We start from the raw sequence: 14527 nt of genomic DNA on the forward strand, positions 1-14527 counted from the left end.
GGGCGATGGACGATCTCGACCAGGCCCTCGCCACCGTCGGACCGCGACTGCGTTCCCTGCGCCACGAGCGGGAGACGACCCTCGCTGCCTTGTCGGAGGTGACCGGCATCTCGGTCAGCACTCTGTCCCGGCTCGAGTCGGGTGCCAGACGCCCGACCCTGGAGCTCCTCCTGCCGATCGCCCGGGCCCACGGCGTCACCCTGGACGACCTGGTCGACGCGCCACCGACCGGGGACCCGCGGGTGCACCTGCGGCCGGTCACCGAGCACGGCACGACCCGGGTCGCCCTGACGAGACGGACGGAGGGCATCCAGGCGTACAAGCTCATCATCCCGCCCCACGACGGGCCCGTGGAGCAGCGGACCCACGAGGGTTACGACTGGCTGTACGTGCTCGACGGCCGCCTGCGGCTGGTGCTCGCCGACCAGGACCTGGTGATGTCCGCCGGCGAGGTGGCCGAGTTCGACACCCGGGTGCCGCACTGGTTCGCGTCCGCCGACGATGAGCCGGTCGAGGTGCTCGCCCTCTTCGGCAAGCAGGGGGAGCGGGCGCACGTCCGGGCGCGCCCTCGGCGCCGCGAGGACTGAGCGGCTAGAGGAGTGAGCGGCTAGAGGACTGAGGGCCTACTCGACGACGAAGATGTGCAACCGCACCTCGTCCGGATGCCGCTCGCCCGTGCCGACGGTGAGGCGCGAGCGCAACCAGGCCCACCGCTCGCCGGTGGGCTCGAGCAGCGGCGTGCAGCGGAAGTAGATCCGCCCGGGGTCGACCGGTTGTCCACGGACCAGCCTGGCGACGTCCTCGGGGTCGCCGGACCGGATCCCGTGGTTGCGGACGTAGATGCGCTCGCCGTCGTCGGCCTCGATGGCGTACTCGGCGCGCAGCTCCGTGAGCGACTCGGTCCGCAGGATCTGGAAGTCCGCCCCGCCGGGCAGCACCGTGCCGCGCAGCTCCGGCCCCTCCACCGTGCCGCCGGCGATCGGGATGATCCGTCGGTGCCCGTCCACCGACGGCCCGACCTCCACGGGTTTCTCCACCCGCACGGACACGGTCGCGAGGAACGTCAGCGCCGGCGGTGTCGGGGTCATGCCCGTGACCGTAGCAACGTGCACCGGGTCTGTCCGGGTCCCGGCGTCGCGGCGAGGGTGCGAAGCGCCGTCAGAACGTGAGGACGAGCCGGCCGCGCACGCCGCCGGCCTCCATCAGTCGGTGCGCCTCGGGGGCGTCCTCGGCCGTGAACGTGCGGGCCACGCGGAGCGTGAGCACGCCCTCCTCCACCAGGGTCGCGAGCTCGGCGAGCAGGTCGGCTCGGTGGGCGTACTCGGCGACCATGACGCGGTGGACCGTGATGCCCCGGCCCGCCTCCTCCGGCCAGCCACGCACGACGGCGAAGCCTCCGCCGTCGCGCACGGCCGGCACTATCCGCTCGTGCAGCAGGGCCGTATCCACGGCGCCGTCCACGCCCTCCGGGACGAGCTCCCGCACCCGTTCGGCGGCGTCGTCGCCGCGCGGGACGAGCTCGTGCGGACCGAGCTCTCGGAGCAGCGCGGCGTCACGCTCCGACGCGATCGCGATCACCCGCAGACCGCGGTGCGCCGCCAGCTGCAGGACGTAGCCGCCCAGGGCGCCGGCGGCACCGCTGACGGCGAGCGTCGAGCCCTGCGGCAGGTCCAGCATGTCGAGCGCCCGGACAGCGGTCAGCCCGTTCATCGGCAGCGTGGCCGCCTCGACGAGCGTGACGCCGCGGGGCGCACGGGCGACCTGGTCGGCGTCGACGACGAGCTGCTCGACGTAGGCACCGCCCTCCGGCCGGCTCGGCACGACGATCGCCATGACCTCGTCCCCGACGGTGAGGCCGGTGACGTCGGGACCGATCTCGTCGATCACCCCGGCGGCCTCCATGCCGGGGATGCGCGGACCGTCCGAGCCGGCAGCTCGCGGGCGCTGCCCCGCGCGCAGGGCCAGGTCCGTCGGGTTGACCGTCGCGGCGTGCACCCTGATCCGTACCCGCCCGCCGACCGCGTTCACGTCCAGGCGCTCGACGACGTCGAGCACCTCCGGGCCTCCGGGCGTGGTCACCGCGACAGCTCTCATGGACCGACCGTACGACAGCGACTACGACGCGCGCCCCCGGCCCCGGCACCTCGCCGGCCGCGCCGCCCTCACGGTCGCGCCGCCCTCCTGGCAGCCCCGCCCTCCCGGCCAGACGCCAACTGTGGGGCAACATCGGCAGGCATAGCCTTCAGGAAGTACGACGGTGGCGCAGAGCGGCCCGGCAGCCGCCCCTCGGTCGGTGCCTGACGAGCGTAACTATTGACATCTACAACGATCCGTCGTCACGATGCTGTGGGCGCCGCCACCGCGGCGCGGTACGACCTCGACGCGGAGGACGTGGATGCACAACCAGGGAATCGGCTCGTGGCTGCACCGGTGCCGGATCAGGTCCGCCGGACGTACGGCGCTGGTCACGGGCGGCCGCAGCCTGACCTACGAACAGCTCTTGGAGCGGGTCGACCGTCTCGCCGACGCGCTCGGCCGGCGTGGGGTGCGGCGCGGCGACCGGGTGGCCTACCTCGGTGAGAACGACACGTCGTTCCTCGAGACGCTCTTCGCCGCCGCGACCCTGGGGGCGATCTTCGTCCCACTCAACACCCGGTGGGCGGCGCCGGAGATCCAGTACGGGCTGCAGGACTCCGGCGCACGGACGCTCGTCTTTGCCGAGGCGCTGGCCGGCACGGCCGTGCGCGGGTGTGCGGACACCGACGTGAGCGACCGGATCGTGGTGGCTGCGCCGTCGGACGGCACCACCGACGCCGAGGACTACGAGGTGCTGCTCGCCTCCGGACGGCCGGAGCACCGGGACGAGCCGGTCACGCTCGAGGACCCCGCCCTCATCCTCTACACCTCCGGCACCACGGGCCGCCCCAAGGGCGCCGTCCTCACCCACGGCAACCTCACCTGGAACGCGATCAACACCGTCATCGACTACGACGTCCACGACGGCGAGGTCGCGCTGATGATCTCCCCGATGTTCCACGTCGCCTCCCTGGGCATGGGCGTGCTTCCCACGATCCTCAAGGGCGGCACGATCATCCTCGAGGCCAAGTTCGACCCCGGCCGCGCGCTGGACCTCATCCAGCGGCATGCCATCACCTACCTCTCCGGCGTGCCGACGACGTACCAGATGCTCGCCGAGCACCCGGACTGGGACGGCGCCGACCTCAGCTCGCTGCGCAAGCTCACCTGTGGCGGCTCGACCGTGCCGCTGCGCATCCTCGAGGCGTACGAGGCGCGCGGTCTCTCCTTCACCCAGGGGTACGGCATGACCGAGACGTCGCCCGGCGCGACCGGGCTGATGCCGGGACGCTCGCGGGACAAGATGGGCTCCGTGGGGCTGCCGATGTTCTTCTCGGACGTGCGAGTCGCGGGCGTCGACGGAACCCCCGCCGCGCCGGGCGAGGTCGCCGAGATCCAGATCTGCGGCCCCAACGTGATCCGGGAGTACTGGAACAACCCGGAGGCGACGGCGGAGTCGCGCACCGACGACGGCTGGTTCCGCTCCGGCGACCTCGGCTACCTCGACGAGGAGGGCTTCCTCTTTGTCTCTGACCGCCTGAAGGACATGGTCATCTCGGGCGGGGAGAACATCTACCCCGCCGAGGTCGAGCAGGTCATCGCCGAGCTCGACGGCGTGGGCAGCGTGGCGGTCATCGGCCGGCCGGACCCGCGGTGGGGCGAGGTGCCGGTCGCCGTCGTGACCGTGCGTGAGGGGTTCACCGTCACGGCCGAGGAGGTGCTCGGACACCTCGACGGGCGGCTCGCCCGCTACAAGATCCCCAAGCAGGTGACCTTCGTCGAGGACATGCCGCGCACCGCGAGCGGCAAGATCCGCAAGACGGACCTGCGGAAGCAGTACGGCACCTGATCGCCGGGCACGGCGTTGCGCCGTCCTGCATAGACTGACGCGGTGGCCGACATCAGAGTGTTCGCGGGTACCTACGGCCAGCAGTTCGCCCAGGCGATGTGCGAGGACTTCGGAGTCCCCCTCAGTCCGGTGAAGGTCTCGCGGTTCGCCAACGACTGCCTCCAGACCCAGCTCCTCGAGAACTGCCGCGAGCGCGACGTCTTCCTCGTCCAGCCTGTCGTCACCCCGGCGCAGGAGTCGCTCATGGAGCTGCTGCTCATGGTCGACGCCGCGAAGGGCGCCTCCGCGTCGCGGATCACGGCCGTCATGCCGCACTTCGCCTACGCGCGCTCCGACAAGAAGGATGCGCCCCGCATCTCGATCGGTGGCCGGCTGGTGGCGGACCTGCTCGCGACCGCCGGCGTCGACCGGATCCTGACGATGACGCTGCACGCGCCGCAGGTGCACGCGTTCTTCCGGGTGCCCACGGACCAGCTCAACGCGCTGCGCGAGATCGCCAGCCACTTCCGCGACGACGACCTGTCGAACACCACCGTCGTCTCGCCCGACCTGGGCAACGCGAAGAGCGCCAGCGCGTTCGCTCGGCTGCTCGGCACGCCGGTCGCGGCCGCGGCGAAGGAGCGGTTCGACGGCGACCAGGTGCGGATCAGCTCCTTCATCGGTGACGTCGCCGGCCGCGACGTCATCGTGCTCGACGACGAGATCGCCAAGGGGAGCACCATCCTCGCCATCATCGACCTGCTCGCCGAGGAGGGCGCGCAGTCGGTCCGGGTGGCCTGCACCCACGGCATCTTCGCGGACGATGCGGTCGAGCGGATCGCGGCGAAGCCGGCCGTGAGCGAGATCCTGACGACCGACACGGTCCCCCCGCCGAACGGCACGCCGCACCCCAAGCTCACGGTGCTCAGCGTCGCGCCCGCCTTCGCCGAGGCGATGCGCCGGATCCACAGCGGTGAGTCGGTCAGCGCGCTCTTCAACCCCGGGGACGTCTGACGCGGGCCGAGGCGCCCACCGCCATGTCCGAAACCCGCTAGCCACGCGGGTGCGCGGGCGGCGAGGATGGGGACATGGCCACCGTGACCCACGCCGACCCGTCCGTCGGCACCGACGAGCAGACCTCGCCCGTGGGCACCCGGCCGGAGGACCAGGTCTTCACCGAGCGGTACCGGGCGATCGCCGCGCGAGACACCCGGTTCGACGGGCAGTTCATCACCGCCGTGCGCAGCACCGGCATCTACTGCCGCCCCTCCTGCCCCGCCCGGACCCCGAAGTCGGAGAACGTCGTCTTCTACCTCACCTCGGCCGCCGCGCACGAGGCCGGGTTCCGTGCGTGCAAGCGCTGCCTGCCCGAGGCCGCCCCGGGTACGCCCGAGTGGGACCTGCGCCGCGACGTCGCAGGCCGTGCCATGCGGCTGCTGGCCGACGGCATCGTCGATCGGGAGGGCGTCGGGGGCCTGGCCACCCGCCTCGGGTACAGCCCTCGCCAGGTCCAGCGCGTGCTCGTCGCCGAGCTCGGCGCCGGACCGCTCGCCCTCGCCCGCGCCCAGCGCGCCCAGACGGCGCGGGCCCTGGTGATCGGCACGGACCTGTCCCTCGCCGACATCGCGTTCGCGGCCGGCTTCGGCAGCATCCGGCAGTTCAACGACACGATGTCCGAGATCTTCGGGGCGACGCCTGGGGGGCTGCGGACACGTCGTCGCCCCGTCGTCGGGCGTGACGTCGGCGGGCCGGACGACGGCGGACGCGGGCCCGGCACCCCGGCGACCGTCCGGCTCTCCCTGCCCGTGCGCGAGCCCTTCGACGCACGCGCCATCCTCGAGTTCCTCGCGGTCCGTGCGGTCGACGGCGTCGAGACGGCCGACCTCGCCGGCCCGCCCCTGCGCTACGCCCGCACCGTGGCGCTCCCCCACGGACCCGGCGCGTTCGAGGTCACCGGCAACCCGGGCGCACGTCCCGGCGCCTGGCGGCTGGACCTGCGGCTCGAGCTGTCCGCGCTGGCCGACGTCGCCGTGGCCGTCGCCCGGGTGCGGCGCCTCCTCGACCTCGACACCGACCCGGCCGCCGTCGACGCCGCGCTTGCTACCGACCCCGCGCTCGCACCGCTCGTCGCGGCCCGTCCCGGCACCCGCGTGCCCGGTGCGGTGGACGCCCACGAGACCGTGCTCCGCGCGATCGTCGGCCAGCAGGTCAGCGTCGCCGCCGCCCGCACCCATCTGTCGCGCCTGGCGTCCACGGGCACGCCCTACGCCTCCGGCATCCCGGGTCTGACCCGCCTGTTCCCGACGCCGTCGCAGGTGGCCGACCACGGCGACGAGCACCTGCGGCTGCCCGCCCGCAGCATCCGCACGGTGCGGGACACGGCCCGTGCCCTCGCCGACGGCGATCTCGAGGTCGACGTCGGCCGCGACCCGTCCGCCCTGCGGGAGGCGCTCGTCGAGCGGCCCGGCATCGGTCCGTGGACCGCCGCTTACGTCGCGATGCGCGTGCTCGGTGACCCGGACGCCTGGCTCGACGGCGACGTGGCGCTGCTGGCCGGCGCACGGGAGCTCGGTCTGCTCGAGGACGGTCCGCGCTCGCGCCAGTCCCGCGCACTCTCGGCCCACGCCGCCGGCTGGGCGCCATGGCGCTCCTACGCCGCCGTGCACCTGTGGCGCATCGCCGCACGCCCGCCCATCCACTCGCCGACAGGAGCTCGCCCATGACCACCGCGACCACCACCCTGACCGCCCCCGACGGGAGCCCGCGCATGACCACCGCGACCGCCACCACCCTCACCACACCCGACGGGCCGTTCAGCCTGGTGGCCGACGACGGCGCCGTGCTGGCCTCCGGCTGGACCGACGACGTCGCCGCGCTCGTCGCGCTGGTCCACCCGGGCCTGCGGCCGGTGTCCGTACGCACGGAGGCTTCGCCGTCGGGAGACGGCACCGGCCAGGCCGCGGACGCCGTCGCCGCGTACTACGACGGCGACACGCGGGCGCCGGCCCGCGTCGCGGTGCGCCAGCGTTCGGGCCCGTACCGCGAGCACGCGTGGGCTCTGTTGCGCGCCGTCGAGCCGGGGGAGTCGGTCACCTACACCGAGCTCGCCGCCCGCTCGGGTCGTCCCGCGGCCGTGCGAGCCGCGGCGGGTGCGTGCGCGATGAACGCCGCCGCGCTGTTCGTCCCGTGCCATCGGGTGCTCCGCAGCGACGGATCGCTCGGCGGGTTCCGCTACGGGCTGCCGGTCAAGGAGAGCCTGCTCGCGAGGGAGCGCCGCGCGTAGGTGACCCGGGACCGGGATCAGCCGAAGTCGATCCAGGTCCCGGCCAGCCCCACCTGGCCCACGCCGGGCGCCGACCAGTCGCAGACACCAGAGGGGAAGGTGTGCTGCATGCGCGCCCACTGCTCGTCGGTGAACTCCACGGCGTAGCCGTCCCGGTCGAGGCCGGTGAGCGAGCACTTCAGGATGTCCGACGCCAGTGGCCCGCCCGCCACCACGCGCGGGTCGGCGTGATATGGGAAGAGCTCATTGCACACACCGCCGCCGTCGTAGCTGATCGTCTCCGACACGAACGACCCGTCGGCCCGGTAGCAGCCGTCGGTCAGGTCCGCGGGCCGGGCCGCGACGGTGTCCTCCCGGACGGCGTCGTCGTTCGAGGCGAGCTCGAGCCGCGCGGTGAGCCAGGAGTCCATGGTGGCCAGGGCGTCCGCCTCCATCTGGGCGTTCACCTCCGGGTTGTCCGGCGACGTCCACGACACGTGGGTGTTGGCGTTGCCGTGCGCGGCCAGGACCCGCTCGCGCATCACCCAGGAGCGATAGCGGTCGTGGAAGTCGCCGACGTCGTCGCGGTATCTACGTACCTCGAGGACCGGCGTGTGGGTCAGGCCCCCGGTGAACTGGTTGACCCGGCCGGTCGAGTAGGCCGCCTCCAGGGCGGCCGGGTCCGCCTGCGAGCGTGCCTCGGTGCGCTCGCCGTTGACGTCCATACCGCCGACGCCGGCGTTGAGGTCCACGAACTGCTCGGAGGTGATCGTGCCGTCCTGCAGAGCCTCGAGCCCGTACTGGATGCCGACGTTGTCCGGCACGGCACGGCGCCCGTAGCCGTTCTCGTCGACGCCGTAGACGTTGCTGACCTGGTCGGAGATGGTGCAACGCAGGCCGTGCGGGTTGGTCGCGCTCCAGCGGTCCTCGACCGGGATGGAGGGATGGCAGCCGCGCTGCGGGTCGTCGACGCCGTCGAACAGCGTGTACCCGAAGCAGGCGTTCGGGTTGCCGTAGCCCGTGACCGCTCGCCGCTCGGCGTCCGTCCACTCGAGGTCGGTGTCCGCCCAGTAATCGACGAAGCCGCGGCAGTCGTGCCCGTTCGTGGTCACGGTGCGCTCGTCGGAGTAGCCGATGTTGCCGATGACGCCGTCGAGGATGCCCGGGTAGCTGTTCGAGATGAGCAGCTGCTGCATGGTGCCCGCCGAGCCGCCCCAGCCCATGGTGAACGTGTCGGGGCCGTAGGTCTCCACGAGGTGCTCCTTGACCATCATCGCCGTCTCGGCGGAGGTCACGTCGTCGCAGTTGTTCTGATAGACGTTCAGGGTCGAGGAGGCCACCGCGTAGCCCTGCGACAGCAGCAGGTCTTGTTCGACGCCGCCGGTCGCGGTGCCCTGCCGGTAGCCGACGCCGCACCCGCCGCCGAAGGTGTACACGAGCTTGCCGTTCCACCCCGGGGTGTCCGTCCACGCGTCGGGCAGGGGCGTGCCCGGTTCGTGGAGGATCGCCGTCTCGTACACGGCCCGATTGATGGTGCCGCGCTCGACCCGGACCACGTACGGCACCTCCTCGCCGTCCGTCGTCGTGGTCGTCGCGACGTCGGCCGGCAGCGAGTCCTCGTCGGGCAGGTCGGCGAGCTCGCCGCCCGGCGTCATGTATCGGTAGGTGACGTCGGTGCCGTCCACGTGGCAGTTCTCGTCGACCGGGCCGAGGTTCCACGGCTCGCCGTCGGCGCTGCAGTACATCGGGACCTGCGGTCCGGAGAAGACCGGTCCGGTGTCGGGGTGGTTGACGAGCTCGAGCTCCGTGCTCGGGCGCCCACGGCCACGGCCGTTGGCATCGACCCGGAGGGTGTTCTCGCCGGTGTCGAGACCCTCGACCAGGCCGACGAGCACGTCGTCGTCCTGGCTCGCAGGCGCGAACACATCGGTGACGTCGGCGCCGTCGAGCCTGATCTCGACGTGTCGGACGGGGACCGTGCGGGGCACGGTGACGGCGACCAGGACGTCACCCCCGGTGACCATGTCCGGCCGGCCGGAGAGCACCTCGACCCCGAAGTCGCGGTCGGCGGCGGCGTCGCTCGAGCCGGGGGCCGCGACGGCGCCCGGTCCGGCGACGGCGACGGTCACACAGGTCGCGACGGCGCCGGCCAGCGCCGCAGCACCCAAACGTCGGGATACGAGAGTCACGGAGAACCTCCAGGGTCGGCCGCCTCGTCGCGGCTCCGGGGTCTACAGGGCAGGAGCGAGCCGGTCTACGGCAGGAACTCCTCCAGGTCGAGCGGCTCGTCGTAGATGCCGTCGTCGACCGCCATCTCGTTGACCGCCTGGAGGGCGTCGCGGTCGATCTCCGGGCTCAGGCCCTCGAGCCGGACGGTGTCGGCGAGCGCGGGATCCATCTCGAGCAGCTCGGGGAGGACCTCGCGCTGCAGGTCCTGGTTCTCGTTCGCGAAGTTCAGCGCCTCTGCCGAGGCCGTGGTGAACGCCTCCACGATCTCCGGGTTCTGCTCGGCGTACGCGCCCGAGGTGAAGAGGAGCATCGTGGACAGCCCGGGGGCGACGACCTGGTTCTGGTACTCGACGAGCCGGACGTCGTCGCCGGCGATCGAGATGAAGGGCTCGGGCAGCCAGGCGGCGTCGACGTCGCCGTTCGCCAGCGCGGACGGCATCTCGGGGAACGGCAGCTCCACGAACTGGAGCGAGTCGGGGTCCCCGCCGGCCTGGCGGACGAGCTCGCGGATCGTCAGGTCGCCCAGCCCGTTGAGGGTGTTGACGGCGACCGTCGCGCCCTCCAGGTCGGTCGGCTCCTCGATGTCGGTCTGGGCGCCGGCGTACGTGCCGTTGATGTCCTCGCCCTCCGGGAACGAGTGCGAGTAGCCGGAGACCACGTGGATGTCGAGTCCCTGGGACTCGGCCTGCATGAGGCTGAGCGGGTTGGACGTGGCGAACTGCATCTCGCCGGAGACCACGGCCGGCAGCAGCGCGGCGCCACCCTGGCCCATCTCGATCGAGACGTCGAGGCCGTGCTCCTCGAAGATGCCCTCCCGGATGCCGATCTCGAGGCCGACGGCCGCGGTGACCGGCAGGGTGCCGACGGTGATCGGGGCGAGCTCCTCGCCGCCGCCTGCGTTCGCCCCACCGTTGGCGTTCTCGTCTCCGCCCGGCTCTTCGCCGCCACCGCCGCACGCGGCGAGCGCGAGTGAGGCGGCGAGCGCGAGAACACACGTCTTCGTGCGCATCGATCGGTCCTTCCTGGCGAGGGTCCCAGTTCGTCCTCATCGGTGAGGTGGCGGCAACGTAGCACGCATGCGCTTACGTTCGTCAATGATTGAGATCGTCACTTAATACGATGCGACCACGTCCGATGGCCACCAAAGGGGAAGCGGCGCCGGACCGGCTCGGCGTGCGGTGTCCGTGGTGATGGCGTTCACTCGGCACAGTGGGGCGGATCGTCATCGCGCAGGCAGCAGCGATCGCGCTCGACGTGTGCCGCACAGGGGCCCCGACGGCTGAGCACTCCTTCGTCGAACGGGTCCTGCTCGATCGGGGCCGGCTTCGATGAGGCGCCCGGAGGGGAAGGCGACCGGCGTCCGGTTCGGGCACACCGAGCTGCCGGAGGACCAGGAGGCCGCGCTGCGGCGAGCCGTCCGGCTGGCCTGGCTGACCATCGCCTTCCTCGTCACGGCCGTCGTCCTCGTGTACCTCGTGATGGGCAGCTCGCAGGCCATGAAGACGGCGTGGGCGGAGGACATGCTGTCCTTCATCCCGCCGATCAGCTTCCTGGTCGCCATCCGCGCGACGCGCCGCCGCCCGAGCCCGAAGCACCCGTACGGCTACCACCGTTCCGTCGGCGTCGGCCACCTCGTCGCGGCCACCGCGCTCCTCGTGATGGGCGCGATCCTCGTGTTCGACTCGGCTTCCGGCCTGCTCGCGGGCGAGCACCCGCCGGTGGGGCTCATGGAGGTCGGCGGTCATGTCGTCTGGTCCGGCTGGCTGATGATCGGTGCGATGGCCTACACGCTCGTGCCTCCGGTGCTGCTCGGCCGCGCCAAGATGCCGCTCGCCAAGAAGCTCCACGACCGGGTGCTGTACGCGGACGCCGACATGAACAAAGCCGACTGGATGACGGCCGCCGCGGCGATGCTGGGAGTGCTCGGCATCGGGGTGGGCCTGTGGTGGGCGGACTCCGTCGCCGCCCTCTTCGTCTCCGGGAGCATCCTGCACGACGGCGTGCGCAACATCCGCGTCGCGGTCGCCGCTCTCATGGACGCCCGTGCCGAGACGTTCGACGGTGCCGAGCCCCACCCGCTCGTCGATGAGCTGGACGGCCGCCTCGGCCGGCTCGACTGGGTGGCCGAGGCCCGCTCCCGGGTGCGCGACCAGGGTCACGTCTTCCACGTGGAGTCCTTCGTCGTCCCGGTCGAGGGGTACGCGCCCCGCCTCGCCGATCTCATCGAGGCGCGGGAGATGGCGATCAGCATCGACTGGAAGATCGACGACATGATCGTCGTGCCGGTCGAGGAGCTTCCGGCGAAGATGCTGCCGCAGGTGGACGACGAGCCGGCGGCCGACCACGACGCCGACCGCTAGCTGATCCGCGCGGCCGCGCGGAGGCGGCGAGCGGGCCCGTCAGTCGAAGACGACCGTGGAGTTCCCGTCCCGGAAGACCCGGTCCTCGCAGTGCCAGCCGACGGCCCGGGCGAGGACCCGGCGCTCGACGTCGGCGCCCTTGCGGACCAGGTCGGTGACCGTGTCGGCGTGGCTCACCCGCTCGACGTCCTGCTCGATGATCGGTCCCTCGTCGAGGTCCTCGGTGACGTAGTGGGCCGTGGCGCCGATGAGCTTGACGCCGCGCTCCTTCGCCTTCAGGTACGGGTTCGCGCCCATGAACGCCGGGAGGAAGGAGTGATGGATGTTGATGACCGGGACGCCGACGTTGTCCAGGAAGTCACCGGTGAGGATCTGCATGTAGCGGGCCAGGACGACCACGTCGACGTTGTCGCGGACGAGCTCCACCTGCTTGCGCTCCGCCTCGGGCTTGTTCTCCTTGGTCACCGGGACGTGGAAGAAGGGCACCCCGAAGCTGCGGACCTCCTCGGCCAGGTCGGGGTGGTTCGACACGACCATCGTCGTCGTCATGCCGAGCTCGCCGCGGCGCTCGCGCCACAACAGGTCCAGCAGGCAGTGGTCCATCTTGGAGGCGAAGACGGCGACCCGCTTGAGCTGCTGGGCCTCGGTGAGCCGCCAGCTCATGCCGAGGGGACGCAGCGTCTCCTCGAGCTCCTGCTCGAGCTGCTCACGCTGGGCCGCGAAGCCCTTCAGGTGGAACTCGGTGCGCTGGAAGAAGCGGCCGCCGGAGTGGTCCGTGGAGTACTGGTCGAGGGACACGATGTTCGCGCCGTGGTTGCTGAGCAGACCGGAGACGGCGGCCACGATCCCGGGCCGGTCCTCGCCGTGCACCATGAGGCGGCCGCGGTCGGCCAGCGGGTTCTCGCCGTTCTTCTCGGTCGTCCGGATCGATGTCGCCACGGCCGTTTCCCCTCTTCCTCGTCGAAGGACCCCCGAACCTGCCTGAAGCACTCCGAGGCCCGGGAGTGCGAGCCAGCACATCGTCGCAATCCCAGACACTTTCGTCAACAATTCTTCCGACAGTCTCGGTCTGGAGCGCGAGGATGACGATGCTGACGACGGTGCTGTCCCGGTCTCGGGCGCCAAGGTCACAGTGTTGACACGAATGTTGACATCTTTGTGAGCGCGCTCATACGCTCACCGCACGGTTCAGCGAGCACGCCCGCTCACCGCACGTTTCAGCGAGCCCGCCCATGACTGTGGCCAGGAGATGCAATGACGCACGCAGTATCAGCCGGTATGCCGGGCAGCCATGGCAACTAGGTTGACGCTGACGGATGTCAGCCTCCGGTTCGGTGGCATCCACGTGCTCGAAGACGTCAGCCTCGAGGCCGAACCCGGCACGGTCCTCGGCCTCGTGGGCCCCAACGGCGCCGGCAAGACGTCGCTCTTCAACTGCATCAGCGGCCACTACCGTCCCTCGTCCGGCTCCATCCGGCTCGACGACGTCGACGCCCTCGCCGTGCGTTCCTCCCGCCTCGCCGAGGCCGGGCTGGCACGCACGTTCCAGCACCCGGCGCTGCAGCTCGACGCGACGGTGCTGGAGAACGTGCTGCTCGGCGCGCACTCGCGGCTGCCCGGCGGCCCGGTGTCCTGGTCGCTCCGCCTGCCGAAGACCCGCCGTGCGGAGCGGGAGGTCCGGCAGGAAGCGCACGATCTGCTCGAGCGGTTCGGCCTGGGCTGGGCGGCCACGAGGCGCGCGGACGAGCTCTCGCACGGGCTGCACAAGGGCATCGAGCTGTGCCGGGCGATGCTGTCGCGCCCCACCCTCCTGCTGCTCGACGAACCCGCCGCGGGCCTGTCCCACGGAGAGGTCGAGCAGTTCATCGATTCGGTGCGCGACATGCGCAAGGACTTCGACGTCACGATCGTCGTCGTGGAGCACCACATGGGAGTCATCGCCGCCATCACGGACAGGGTCTTCGTCATCAACCAGGGCCGCGAGCTCATGGAGGGCACGGCCGAGGAGGCCCGGAACGACCCGCGGGTCGTCGAGGCCTACCTGGGGGCACCGGCATGACCACCAACCTGCTCGAGCTCGAGGACGTGACGGCCTCCTACGGTCACGTCCAGGTCCTCTACGGCGTCTCCCTCGGCCTCGAGGACGGCGGCGCCGTCGGCATCCTCGGCGCCAACGGCGCCGGCAAGACGACGACGTTGCGCGCCATCAGCGGCATGGTCGGCACGGGCGGGAAGATCACCTTCGACGGCGAGAGCCTCGTCGGCAAGCGGCCCGACCAGGTTGCTCAGCTCGGCATCGCGCACGTCCCCGAGGGTCGCGGGACGCTCGGGCACCTCACCGTCAAGGAGAACCTCCTCGTCGGCGCCTACCAGCGCAAGAACCGTGCGGAGATCGCCGCCGACATCGACTACTGCCTGGACCTCTTCCCGAACCTGGCGATGCGGATCTCGGGCAGTGCCGCCGGCCTGTCCGGCGGGGAGCAGCAGATGCTCGCCGTCGCGCGGGGCATCATGGCGCGGCCCCGGCTGCTGCTTCTCGACGAGGCCTCGCTCGGGCTGGCGCCGAGCACTACCCGAGAGCTCTACGACGCCGTCGCCCGTCTGCGTCAGGAGTGGTCGCTGTCGATGCTCGTCGTCGAGCAGAACGCGAACCTGGCGTTCTCCCTGGTGGACTCCGCGACGGTGCTGGAGACGGGGCGCAGCGTCCTGTCCGGCCCCAAGGACGAGCTCATGGGCCGGGACGACATCCGACGCGCCTACCTGGGGAGCTGA

13 protein-coding genes are annotated in these 14527 nt (G+C 71.7%); 8 read left to right on the plus strand and 5 right to left on the minus strand.

Annotated features, from left to right (window positions below):
* The first annotated feature begins 5 nt into the window (after positions 1–5).
* Complete coding sequence (locus ABD907_RS00225; protein ID WP_345214473.1) at positions 6–587, plus strand: helix-turn-helix domain-containing protein; 582 nt, start codon at positions 6–8, stop codon at positions 585–587.
* Between the two features lie 36 nt (positions 588–623).
* On the opposite strand, the gene ABD907_RS00230 is transcribed toward ABD907_RS00225, so the two are convergent.
* Both ABD907_RS00230 and ABD907_RS00235 read right to left on the minus strand, forming a co-directional pair.
* Positions 624–1088 (minus strand): DUF3237 domain-containing protein, encoded by a 465-nt coding sequence (locus tag ABD907_RS00230; protein ID WP_345214474.1) that lies wholly within the window; start codon positions 1086–1088, stop codon positions 624–626.
* 70 nt (positions 1089–1158) lie between these two features.
* Positions 1159–2094: an NADP-dependent oxidoreductase gene (locus ABD907_RS00235; protein ID WP_345214475.1), complete on the minus strand. Its 936-nt coding sequence runs from the start codon at positions 2092–2094 to the stop codon at positions 1159–1161.
* 301 nt (positions 2095–2395) lie between these two features.
* On the opposite strand from ABD907_RS00235, the gene ABD907_RS00240 reads away from it, so the two are divergent.
* The 4 genes from ABD907_RS00240 to ABD907_RS00255 all read left to right on the plus strand — a co-directional run bounded on the left by ABD907_RS00240 (position 2396) and on the right by ABD907_RS00255 (position 7187).
* Positions 2396–3925 carry an acyl-CoA synthetase gene (locus ABD907_RS00240; RefSeq protein WP_345214476.1) on the plus strand — a complete coding sequence of 510 codons (1530 nt, stop codon included), beginning with the start codon at positions 2396–2398 and terminating at the stop codon, positions 3923–3925.
* Between the two features lie 42 nt (positions 3926–3967).
* Complete coding sequence (locus ABD907_RS00245) at positions 3968–4918, plus strand: ribose-phosphate diphosphokinase (protein ID WP_345214477.1); 951 nt, start codon at positions 3968–3970, stop codon at positions 4916–4918.
* Positions 4919–4992: 74 nt separating this feature from the next.
* Positions 4993–6627: a DNA-3-methyladenine glycosylase 2 family protein gene (locus ABD907_RS00250; RefSeq protein ID WP_345214478.1), complete on the plus strand. Its 1635-nt coding sequence runs from the start codon at positions 4993–4995 to the stop codon at positions 6625–6627.
* Complete coding sequence (locus ABD907_RS00255) at positions 6624–7187, plus strand: methylated-DNA--[protein]-cysteine S-methyltransferase (protein ID WP_425555635.1); 564 nt, start codon at positions 6624–6626, stop codon at positions 7185–7187. The genes ABD907_RS00250 and ABD907_RS00255 overlap by 4 nt, the downstream gene beginning before the upstream one ends.
* Before the next feature lie 17 nt (positions 7188–7204).
* Here ABD907_RS00255 and ABD907_RS00260 read toward each other — a convergent pair whose 3' ends face one another.
* Together ABD907_RS00260 and ABD907_RS00265 are read right to left on the minus strand one after the other, a co-directional pair.
* Positions 7205–9355, minus strand: a complete 2151-nt coding sequence (locus ABD907_RS00260; protein ID WP_345214479.1) for a DUF6351 family protein — start codon at positions 9353–9355, stop codon at positions 7205–7207.
* A 65-nt stretch (positions 9356–9420) separates the two neighbouring features.
* On the minus strand, positions 9421–10404 hold the full coding sequence (locus ABD907_RS00265; RefSeq protein WP_345214480.1) for an ABC transporter substrate-binding protein: 984 nt from the start codon (positions 10402–10404) through the stop codon (positions 9421–9423).
* Between the two features lie 319 nt (positions 10405–10723).
* On the opposite strand from ABD907_RS00265, the gene ABD907_RS00270 reads away from it, so the two are divergent.
* The gene (locus ABD907_RS00270; protein WP_345214481.1) at positions 10724–11755 is read left to right on the plus strand and encodes a cation diffusion facilitator family transporter; all 1032 of its coding nucleotides are present in this window, start codon (positions 10724–10726) and stop codon (positions 11753–11755) included.
* Positions 11756–11794: 39 nt separating this feature from the next.
* Here the strand turns inward: ABD907_RS00270 and purU are convergent, their stop codons facing one another.
* Positions 11795–12628, minus strand: a complete 834-nt coding sequence (gene purU / locus ABD907_RS00275) for a formyltetrahydrofolate deformylase (RefSeq protein ID WP_345214756.1) — start codon at positions 12626–12628, stop codon at positions 11795–11797.
* A gap of 418 nt (positions 12629–13046) precedes the next feature.
* Here purU and ABD907_RS00280 point away from each other — a divergent pair, with 418 nt between their 5' ends.
* Together ABD907_RS00280 and ABD907_RS00285 are read left to right on the plus strand one after the other, a co-directional pair.
* Entirely contained in the window at positions 13047–13814 is a 768-nt protein-coding gene (locus ABD907_RS00280; RefSeq protein ID WP_345214482.1) for an ABC transporter ATP-binding protein, read from the plus strand.
* Positions 13811–14527: an ABC transporter ATP-binding protein gene (locus ABD907_RS00285; protein WP_345214483.1), complete on the plus strand. Its 717-nt coding sequence runs from the start codon at positions 13811–13813 to the stop codon at positions 14525–14527. Before ABD907_RS00280 ends, ABD907_RS00285 begins: the two co-directional genes overlap by 4 nt.

Source organism: Georgenia halophila (assembly GCF_039541595.1).